The 580-nt window shown below is 34.8% G+C and carries 1 pseudogene; it reads left to right on the top strand.

Annotated features, from left to right (window positions below):
- Window positions 1-580: pseudogene (locus C6988_RS10540) on the top strand (DNA polymerase II large subunit); the annotation flags it as partial.

The raw sequence follows: 580 nt of genomic DNA, 5'->3' as shown, positions 1-580 counted from the left end.
TGCAACAAATTCTCCTCTAACTCATTTCAAACCATCTTGGATTGGAACTAATATTGAAAAACTCAAAGAATTTGGTTATACCCATGACATTGATGGTAATGAAATAACAAATTCAGAACAAATCATCGAGCTAAAAATGCAAGATGTAATCATACCTGTTGATAGCGGTAAATATCTTGTTGAAACTTGCAAGTATATTGATACAGAACTTGAGAAGTTCTATGGAAAATCAAAATTTTATAATGTTAACAACACCGATGAACTTCTCGGTCATTTGGTTATCGGCTTAGCCCCTCACACTTCAGTTGGAATTGTTGCAAGAATAATTGGATACACTGAAACACATGTTTGTTTTGGAACTCCCAATTGGCATTCTGCAAAAAGAAGAGATGCAGATGGTGATGCAGATTCCATCATGCTCTTAATGGATGCATTATTGAATTTCTCACGGCAGTTTTTGTCTGATAAAATAGGAGGTTTAATGGATGCCCCATTGCTTATTCAACCTCTTGTATTACCACATGAATCACAACCTCAAGCACATAATCTAGAAGTAACAAAATCTTTTCCTCTAGAGTTT

Origin of the sequence: Nitrosopumilus sp. b1 (genome assembly GCF_014078545.1) — an archaeon.
GTDB lineage: Archaea > Thermoproteota > Nitrososphaeria > Nitrososphaerales > Nitrosopumilaceae > PXYB01.
This window is presented reverse-complemented; position numbering and strand designations above follow the sequence as displayed.